This is a genomic window from Anaerotignum lactatifermentans DSM 14214, from assembly GCF_900142265.1.
Classification (GTDB): domain Bacteria; phylum Bacillota; class Clostridia; order Lachnospirales; family Anaerotignaceae; genus Anaerotignum; species Anaerotignum lactatifermentans.
Window position 1 is genome coordinate 1 of sequence record NZ_FRAH01000110.1, and the last position, 7601, is coordinate 7601.

General features: G+C 47.9%; 11 protein-coding genes and 1 pseudogene. All 12 read left to right on the plus strand.

Going from position 1 to position 7601, the window contains the following annotated elements:
* The coding region (locus tag BUB35_RS17255) for a transposon-encoded TnpW family protein (protein WP_072853758.1) at positions 1-149 on the plus strand (149 nt) is incomplete at its 5' end.
* A 78-nt stretch (positions 150-227) separates the two neighbouring features.
* Positions 228-593, plus strand: a complete 366-nt coding sequence (locus tag BUB35_RS17260; protein WP_072853760.1) for a hypothetical protein — start codon at positions 228-230, stop codon at positions 591-593.
* A gap of 90 nt (positions 594-683) precedes the next feature.
* Positions 684-1535: pseudogene (locus BUB35_RS17265) on the plus strand (VirD4-like conjugal transfer protein, CD1115 family); the annotation flags it as partial.
* Positions 1522-1692 carry a hypothetical protein gene (locus tag BUB35_RS19325; RefSeq protein WP_002569167.1) on the plus strand — a complete coding sequence of 57 codons (171 nt, stop codon included), beginning with the start codon at positions 1522-1524 and terminating at the stop codon, positions 1690-1692. The pseudogene BUB35_RS17265 and the gene BUB35_RS19325, both read left to right, overlap by 14 nt.
* A gap of 418 nt (positions 1693-2110) precedes the next feature.
* On the plus strand, positions 2111-2251 hold the full coding sequence (locus BUB35_RS17270; protein ID WP_002586628.1) for a Maff2 family mobile element protein: 141 nt from the start codon (positions 2111-2113) through the stop codon (positions 2249-2251).
* A 187-nt stretch (positions 2252-2438) separates the two neighbouring features.
* The gene (locus tag BUB35_RS17275; RefSeq protein ID WP_072853762.1) at positions 2439-3110 is read left to right on the plus strand and encodes a response regulator transcription factor; all 672 of its coding nucleotides are present in this window, start codon (positions 2439-2441) and stop codon (positions 3108-3110) included.
* Positions 3094-4512: a HAMP domain-containing sensor histidine kinase gene (locus tag BUB35_RS17280; protein WP_072853764.1), complete on the plus strand. Its 1419-nt coding sequence runs from the start codon at positions 3094-3096 to the stop codon at positions 4510-4512. Before BUB35_RS17275 ends, BUB35_RS17280 begins: the two co-directional genes overlap by 17 nt.
* Positions 4513-4640: 128 nt before the next feature.
* Positions 4641-5453 (plus strand): hypothetical protein, encoded by an 813-nt coding sequence (locus BUB35_RS17285; RefSeq protein ID WP_072853766.1) that lies wholly within the window; start codon positions 4641-4643, stop codon positions 5451-5453.
* A gap of 160 nt (positions 5454-5613) precedes the next feature.
* Positions 5614-6036, plus strand: coding sequence for an RNA polymerase sigma factor (locus tag BUB35_RS17290; protein WP_072853768.1), 423 nt, complete (start codon positions 5614-5616; stop codon positions 6034-6036).
* The gene (locus BUB35_RS17295) at positions 6029-6226 is read left to right on the plus strand and encodes a helix-turn-helix domain-containing protein (protein ID WP_072853770.1); all 198 of its coding nucleotides are present in this window, start codon (positions 6029-6031) and stop codon (positions 6224-6226) included. The genes BUB35_RS17290 and BUB35_RS17295 overlap by 8 nt, the downstream gene beginning before the upstream one ends.
* Before the next feature lie 546 nt (positions 6227-6772).
* A complete protein-coding gene (locus tag BUB35_RS17300) occupies positions 6773-7171 on the plus strand; it encodes a plasmid mobilization protein (protein WP_072853772.1) in 399 nt (132 codons plus the stop codon).
* Positions 7143-7601, plus strand: a 459-nt coding sequence (locus BUB35_RS17305; protein WP_159432913.1) for a relaxase/mobilization nuclease domain-containing protein, incomplete at its 3' end; no start/stop codon positions are given. The genes BUB35_RS17300 and BUB35_RS17305, both read left to right, overlap by 29 nt.

A 7601-nucleotide genomic window follows, 5' to 3' on the forward strand; every position in this document is an offset into this window, starting at 1 on the left:
CGGCCAGAGCGCCGGAGGACGCCCCCGCGCTGGTAAAGAAAATCGGCAAGACCACCTACAAGGTGCGCGTCCATTTCAGCGATACCAGCACTGAAACCATGAGCGACAAAATCAAGCGTATGCTCAAAAACGAGATACAGCAGATGTGACCGGCTGATAAAGCCAGCCGCCTTGTGTTAAACTGATGATGGTACACACCAAAACTTTTAGCCAAGGAGGACATGAAAATGCTGTACGAAGAAATGGAAAAGAAAGAGATTGAGAGGGTTTACGCGGTGTTTGCCGACTACATCCGGGAAAGCCTTTATCTGGAATGGTTCTGGTCTGACAAGCTGGGCTATCTGCTCCTGAAAATCGGCGCGGAGAAACGGTATATTGCGGAGAATGTAATCATCTATACCGCCGAGCAGCTTGCCCGGATACTGTTTTCCGAAGTGTCGATGGATGTGTTGCAGATGACCGGCAACGACCACACCGAACAGACCGCTGATCCTCTGGAACTGGCCGAGATAAAGCGGCGCTGGAACCCCTTCCTTGAACGGCTGCCGGAATACCAGACCGTTTGCGAAAAAATCCTTGCCGGGGAAAAGTAACCCCACCCGCCTGAGTGTCAGGAGCATGAAAGTGCTTCTGGCACTTTTTTTGTGGCATTTTTGTGAATTTGATTAAAAAGTCCTTGACAACTCGTTTCGGGCAAGACCGCAAAAAGCATACTTATCTCATGCGGCGCGAGGTTAGCCCCATTCGACATTAAGGAGCTGCGGGAGCTTATGGAAACCGACGAAATGGAGCTTGACACCATAGGTGACAGAAAGACCGCCCTTTTCGTGATTATCAGCGACACCGACGACACCTTTAACTTTGTCGTGAGTATTCTCTACACACAGCTATTCAACCTCTTGTGCGACAAAGCAGATGATGAATACGGCGGGCGGCTTCCCGTCCATGTACGGTGCTTACTTGATGAATTTGCGAATATCGGGCAAATCCCCAAATTTGAGAAACTAATCGCAACCATACGGAGCCGGGAAATCTCCGCGTCAATCATCTTGCAGAGCCAGTCACAGCTAAAGGCAATCTACAAGGACAACGCCGATACCATAGTCGGCAACTGCGACACCACGCTTTTCTTGGGCGGCAAGGAAAAAACCACGCTCAAAGAAATATCGGAGATTTTAGGCAAGGAAACGATAGACAGCTTCAACACTTCCGAAACAAGGGGGCGGGAGCTTTCGCATGGGCTGAACTATCAGAAATTGGGAAAGCAGCTTATGACGGAAGATGAAATCGCAGTCATGGACGGAGGGAAATGTATCTTGCAGCTACGCGGGGTGCGCCCGTTCTTTTCGGACAAATTCGACATAACGAAACACCCGAAATACAAGTACCTATCCGACGCAGACCCGAAGAACGCCTTTGACATGGAAAAGCACCTTAAACGCCGCCCCGCCATTGTCAAGCCCGACGAGGTTTTTGACTATTACGAGATTGACGCAGCAGACTTACAGGAGGACGCAGACCATGAGGAAACGTAGCGCAGAGGAAAAACAAAAGCAGCTTGAACGGTTTTTAATGAATGTTGCGGAAGCCGCCGACGCTGCATTATGGGAGTATTGGCGGGAAAAGGAAGCGGAACACCGCCGTTTTGCAACGGAGTATGTCACGCGCCGGGGGCTTATCCCTCAACAGTGACAGCATGGCAGACCGCCGGGGAGGGGGGGGACAGGGGAAGCTACACTTCCCCTACGCTGCCTTGCGGCAGCTACCCCTTTGTGAACTTGCGGGAAGCGAACACCTTGCTATGCAAGCTATTCACTTCCCGCAAGTCTGAATAATACCCGTCCGGCAGCACAGCGGGACACCGAAAGGAGGAATCGAAGCAATCACATATATCAATATCGGCTACATGATACGCGCCCCTACTTTCCGGCGCAGCACACAGCGGCAGGAGCCGCACCCCCCTACAACTGAATACCGCCGCGCCGCAGAACTTACGCAGCGCGGGGACAGCCGCCTTTACCAGAGGGCGGTTTTTTTATGCGGCGGCATACGCTGACCGCCTTTTGTCCGCTTGCCGGACAGCCGCAGACGCGGCAGAAAGGATTTATTTATGGCATTTTTCAATAGCGCAGTAGACGTTTTGCAGACCCTTGTTGTAGCACTTGGAGCCGGGCTTGGTATCTGGGGCGTTATCAATCTCATGGAGGGCTACGGCAACGACAATCCGGGCGCGAATGCTCATGTGCGATAAAGTAACACTAGAATTTGATAGACAGCAGCCCATTATTCCAATATTATACTTCGACGCTGAAAACAGTATAATCCACTCTATAAACTATGTTATAATTGGAGCGGCCAATTTAGCTAACAAATATGTGTGAACTACACTTTAATCACAAATTAGTGTGATATGCTGATTGAAAAAGGAGGACGGCACTATGCAGAAAATTTTAATCGTTGAAGACGACATAGATATTCAAGAACTTTTGAGAAATTTTTTACAGGAAGTAGGATATGAAATTTCTATTGCCAATGATGGTATGGAAGCTATCTCTCTCTTTTCGACGATACATTTTGACCTGATACTCTTAGACATTATGCTCCCTAAAATTGATGGATTTACTGTTTGCGAGTTAATCCGAAAGCAATCTCAAATCCCTATTATCATGCTGACTGCCCTGAGCAGTGAGGATGAACAAATCCGAGGTCTGGATTTGCAAGTTGACGATTATATTACAAAACCATTTTCCATGCCGATATTAGTTCGCAAAATCGGTGCTGTACTCCGTAGAAGTTCAATGATACCGGAACAGGAGCACCAAACGATTGCCTATAAAAATCTCGTTTTGGATATGGACAGCTATACCGCTGTGGTAGACGGTGCTTCTTTCGACCTCACCCAGCGAGAGTTTGAGGTATTAAGGGAGCTCTTACTAAATCAGGGACGCGTACTTACTCGGCAAAATTTGTTGGATAAGCTGTGGAAATATGATTTTTATGGCGATGAAAGAGTTGTAGATACTCACATCAAAAATCTCCGCAAAAAGTTGGGGATTGACTTCATCCAGACAATCAGAGGGGTGGGATATAAAATTGATAAAGAAAATTAAAGGGAGCTTATTTGCAAAAATTTTTGTAATCACCTTTTTGCTGACCAGCATTTGCTGTGTTTTGACCTACACCGTTATTTCATGGCTTGTTCCAAAGACGTATAGTACAACTCTTGATACAAACTTAGAAAATACGGTAACTTCATTTATTACTGAATTAGAAGCTATGTCCCCGCTGGAAAGTGGAAAGCTTTTCGATGAATTTCTTTTGAATAATAATGGAGTTCTACTTCAATTATTCGACACCGCAGGAAATGAACTAGAACTCCCCTCACAAGGGAGCACTGAATTTCCGCGTTTGCTCACAGGAGGAATAGCAACAGAAAACGCCGATCCGGCGGCCTATCGAGCGACACATAGCTACCTGTTTTCGTTTACTGGGTCAGACACGGTTTATACATTGACGGTTGCCGGGAGCGCCCATGAAGTTGATTTGCTCAAGGATACGTTGGCAAGCGTTTTTCTAATCCTCTTTTTTGTTATCCTTGCGATAGCCACTATTGCGTCAGTTGTTTATTCTCGCTATGTTACAAAGCCGGTACTGCGTCTTAGCGAAGTGTCAAAAGAGATGTCTGAGTTAAATTTTAATTGGAAATGTAAAGAAGATCGGACTGATGAACTCGGTGTTCTGGCTCACAGCTTAAATGAAATGTCGATGAAACTCTCTGCGGCACTAGAAAATCTGCAAAACGCAAATGCGAAATTGCAGGCAGATATAGAACATGAGCGAGAATTAGAACAGGCACAGTTAGACTTCTTTTCCGCTGTTTCGCATGAACTAAAAACGCCAATTACAATTATCAAAGGGCAGACAGAGGGAATGATTCTGAATGTAGGGGATTATCAGAATCGCAGTAAATATTTATCGCGCTCCCTTGAAATCATCAATACAATGGAGAATATGGTACAAGAAATTTTGACCGTTTCGCGTATTAAATCCTCTAAAGTAGGCCTGCGAAAAGAAACGATAGACTTTTCTGCTTTGCTAAAGGGAGAATACGCTTTATTTGAAGATTTAATCGTGCAAAAGGAAATCGACTGGAACGAAGATATTTCTCCTTCTTTGCATATTGTTGCTGATAAAATGTTGATACAAAAAGCAATCAACAATATTATTTCTAATGCCATTTTGTACTCCCCGGAAAGTAGTTCAATTTATATGAATGCGTTTTCTGAAAATGGAGCGGTAAATTTCAGATTGGAAAACACAGGTGTTCATATCCCAGATGATGAATTACCGAAACTATTTGATGCGTTTTATAGAATAGAACGGTCACGCAATAAGAAAACAGGAGGAAGTGGGCTAGGCCTTTATATCGTCAAAACTATTTTAGAACAGCACAATATAATATACAGTTTGAAAAACACAGACAGAGGGGTATTGTTTTCAATCCAATTTTGAAAAATACGGGGCGGTCAAATTTGATTGCTCCGTATTTTTAACTACACATAAAAAACATATTCGCCACAATGGTATCCCAAACAGTTCTGCTACTATATATTCAGAAACAGAAAGGAGTGTTTCAGAATATGAAAAAGCAAAAAATTACAACTCTTTTACTCACAATGGCGCTTTGTGCATCGGCTGTTTTAAGTGGATGTGCTGCAAGCGCGGCAAGCCAGACGGAACCCAACCAGTCAACTACCAGCTCAACACCTTTGGAGGAAGCGAAAGATAGCGGCACTCCCATTTCCTCTGACGAGGCTTCCTCGGCGCAAGCCTACGAGAATGATGAAGTCCTTTCCTCTGAGGAACAGGCCAAAGCAGAGCAAGAACGCCGGGCTGAGATTGCTGAAAAGTATTCTATCTATGCTCCGTATGGCATGACATACGACACGGAAAAGGATCGTTTCTTCTATAACGGGCAAGTCGTGCGTTACTTCAAGGATCAAATCAGTTCTAATGAAACGAATGGTTTTTCCTATGATGACGGCGTGATAGACGTTGAACCCATTAGAGATGAATCTGGAACCCTGACAGGTCTAAAGCAATCCTCGGACGCTGACTTTAATGCTCACACCAAAGAGCAGGAGGCATTGAAAACCGAATTGGAAAAGGCCGGAATTACGGCCGAAAGTGGTAGCTTTGAACAAGGTGATCCGAATTATCGTGATGACAGCCTGGACGCCTACGCCGAATTTGGCGTTTCCTATGACAAGACTTCTAACCATTGGATGTACGGCGAAAAGCCTATCTATATCCTTTATGACAAGGAACATTACACTTTTTGCGACAAAGGTGTGAGCGACGGCGTTAGCTTGAATGTTGTTCGTGACAAGGACGGCAACATTGAAAAGTTGGTTTCTGTGGATAAGAAAGAATTGGAGCAGTTTGTCTCATAAAACATAAATAGCAAAGCCAGTCGAGCCAGTCAACGGTCAAGATGAACGGCGCATACGCGCCGCCGTTGACAGCCCCGCCCGCCTTTGCAGACAGGCAATCAAGGGGCGACAGCAAGGAGTGCTGCCGCCCCGCACTATTATTCAGAGAGGGGGAATTTCCATGACCGACTTTGAAGCCTATCAGGAGTACATCCAGCGCAAGCACAACGCCTTTTGTAAGGCAGTAATCCGCTATGCTGCCCGCGATAAGATTTTGCAGCTTCGCCGGAAATGGGAGCGGCAAATTTCCCTTGACTATCTGATGGACGAGAAGTTTGTCCAGTTTGCCGGGCCGGAGCCGGACGAGGAATACCCCTTTACCGTCTGCGGCCAGACCGTCCTGCTCTGTAACGCCGCTCTTGCCGCCGCGCTCTCCGCCCAGCCAAAGCAGACACAGGAAGTGATTTTGCGCTACTACTTCCTGCGCCAGCCGCAGCGAGTGATCGGCGCACATATCGGCCGGACACGCAGCACAGCGGGGCGGCATATCCAGCTTGCCTTGCAGCGGTTACGGCGGCTCATGGAGGAAAACCGCTATGAGTAAACTTCTCTCCTATGAAACAATCGTCAAGGCGCATGAGGGCGACCCGGACGCAATAAACACTGTCCTTTCCCACTACGCCGGATATATCCGGTATTTTTCTAAAATGAATGGTCAAGTAAATGCCGAGGTTGAGGAATATGTGAAGCAACAGCTAATTGCCGCGCTGTTCAAGTTTCGATTTGACCGATAAGCAAAAAACTGAATATCAGCCGCCACCGACGGCCAGTGAAAGCAGTAAGTCTGAAAAAGATTTGCTGCTTTTTTTATTGTCCATTTGGCATTTTTGAGATTTGTCCGTATTAAGAAGCAAAGAGAAAATTTCCAGTATTTCCGTCATTTTGGCCTTTGCTGGTGGTGCAGGGAGTGAAAGGAAAAATTCTCTGCCCCGCCGGTTGCCAAAACCCTGTTTCCCGGATTACTAAGGCAAAAGAAAATTTGAAAAGTCCCCGTTCAGCGGGTAGCTGGCGGCCTTTCAAATGTATCTTTGGCGAAAGGAAAAAAGGCCGCGCACAGCGGGCTGAAAGCCCCGCCCCGTTCGCTCTATGTACGGAAAACCCGGACAGGGACAGTCTGCGGCTTACTGAGAGCAAGTTTCTACCACGGTGCCAAAATCCGCAATTCTGCGGTTTTGCCCCTCGCGGGAAACTTGTTGGGGAGTGCCTTCCCCAAACCCTGCTTTGCGGCTTGCGCCGCTTATCCCCGCCGCGCTCATGCGGCAAGAAAGGAGGTCACGACCATGCGAAAGAAATACAACACGCCCCACCGCAGCCGCGTTGTGAAAACCCGGCTGTCCGAAGAAGAATACGCCGACTTCACAGCGCGGCTTGCGCCCTATGGTATCAGCCAGTCCGAATTTCTCCGGCAGGCGATACGGCGCACCGCCATACGCCCCGTTATCCATGTGTCAGCGGTCAATGACGAGCTGCTTTCCGCTGTCGGGAAACTCACAGCCGAGTACGGCAGGATCGGCGGCAACCTCAACCAGATAGCCCGGTATCTGAATGAGTACGGCGCGCCCTACAATGCGCTGTCCGGTGAGGTACGCGCCGCCATAGCCGACCTTGCCGCCCTCAAGTATGAAGTCCTCAAGAAAGTAGGTGACGCAGTTGGCAACACTCAAGCATATCAACTCTAAAAACGCCGACTACGGAGCCGCCGAACAATACCTGCTCTTTGAGCATGACGAGTTTACCATGAAACCCGTCCTTGATGAAACCGGCAGGCTTATCCCCCGCGAGGACTACCGGCTGTCCACGCTGAACTGCGGCGGGGAGGATTTTGCCGTTGCCTGTATGCGAGCAAATCTCCGCTATGAGAAGAACCAGCGGCGGGAAGATGTGAAAAGCCACCACTATATCATCAGCTTTGACCCACGGGACGGCCCGGACAACGGCTTGACCGTAGACCGGGCGCAGGAGTTGGGCGAGAAGTTTTGCGCCGAGCATTTCCCCGGCCACCAAGCCCTTGTATGCACCCACCCGGACGGGCATAACCACAGCGGAAATATCCATGTGCATATCGTCATTAACAGCCTGCGGATTGAGGAAGTGCCGTTCCTGCCCTAC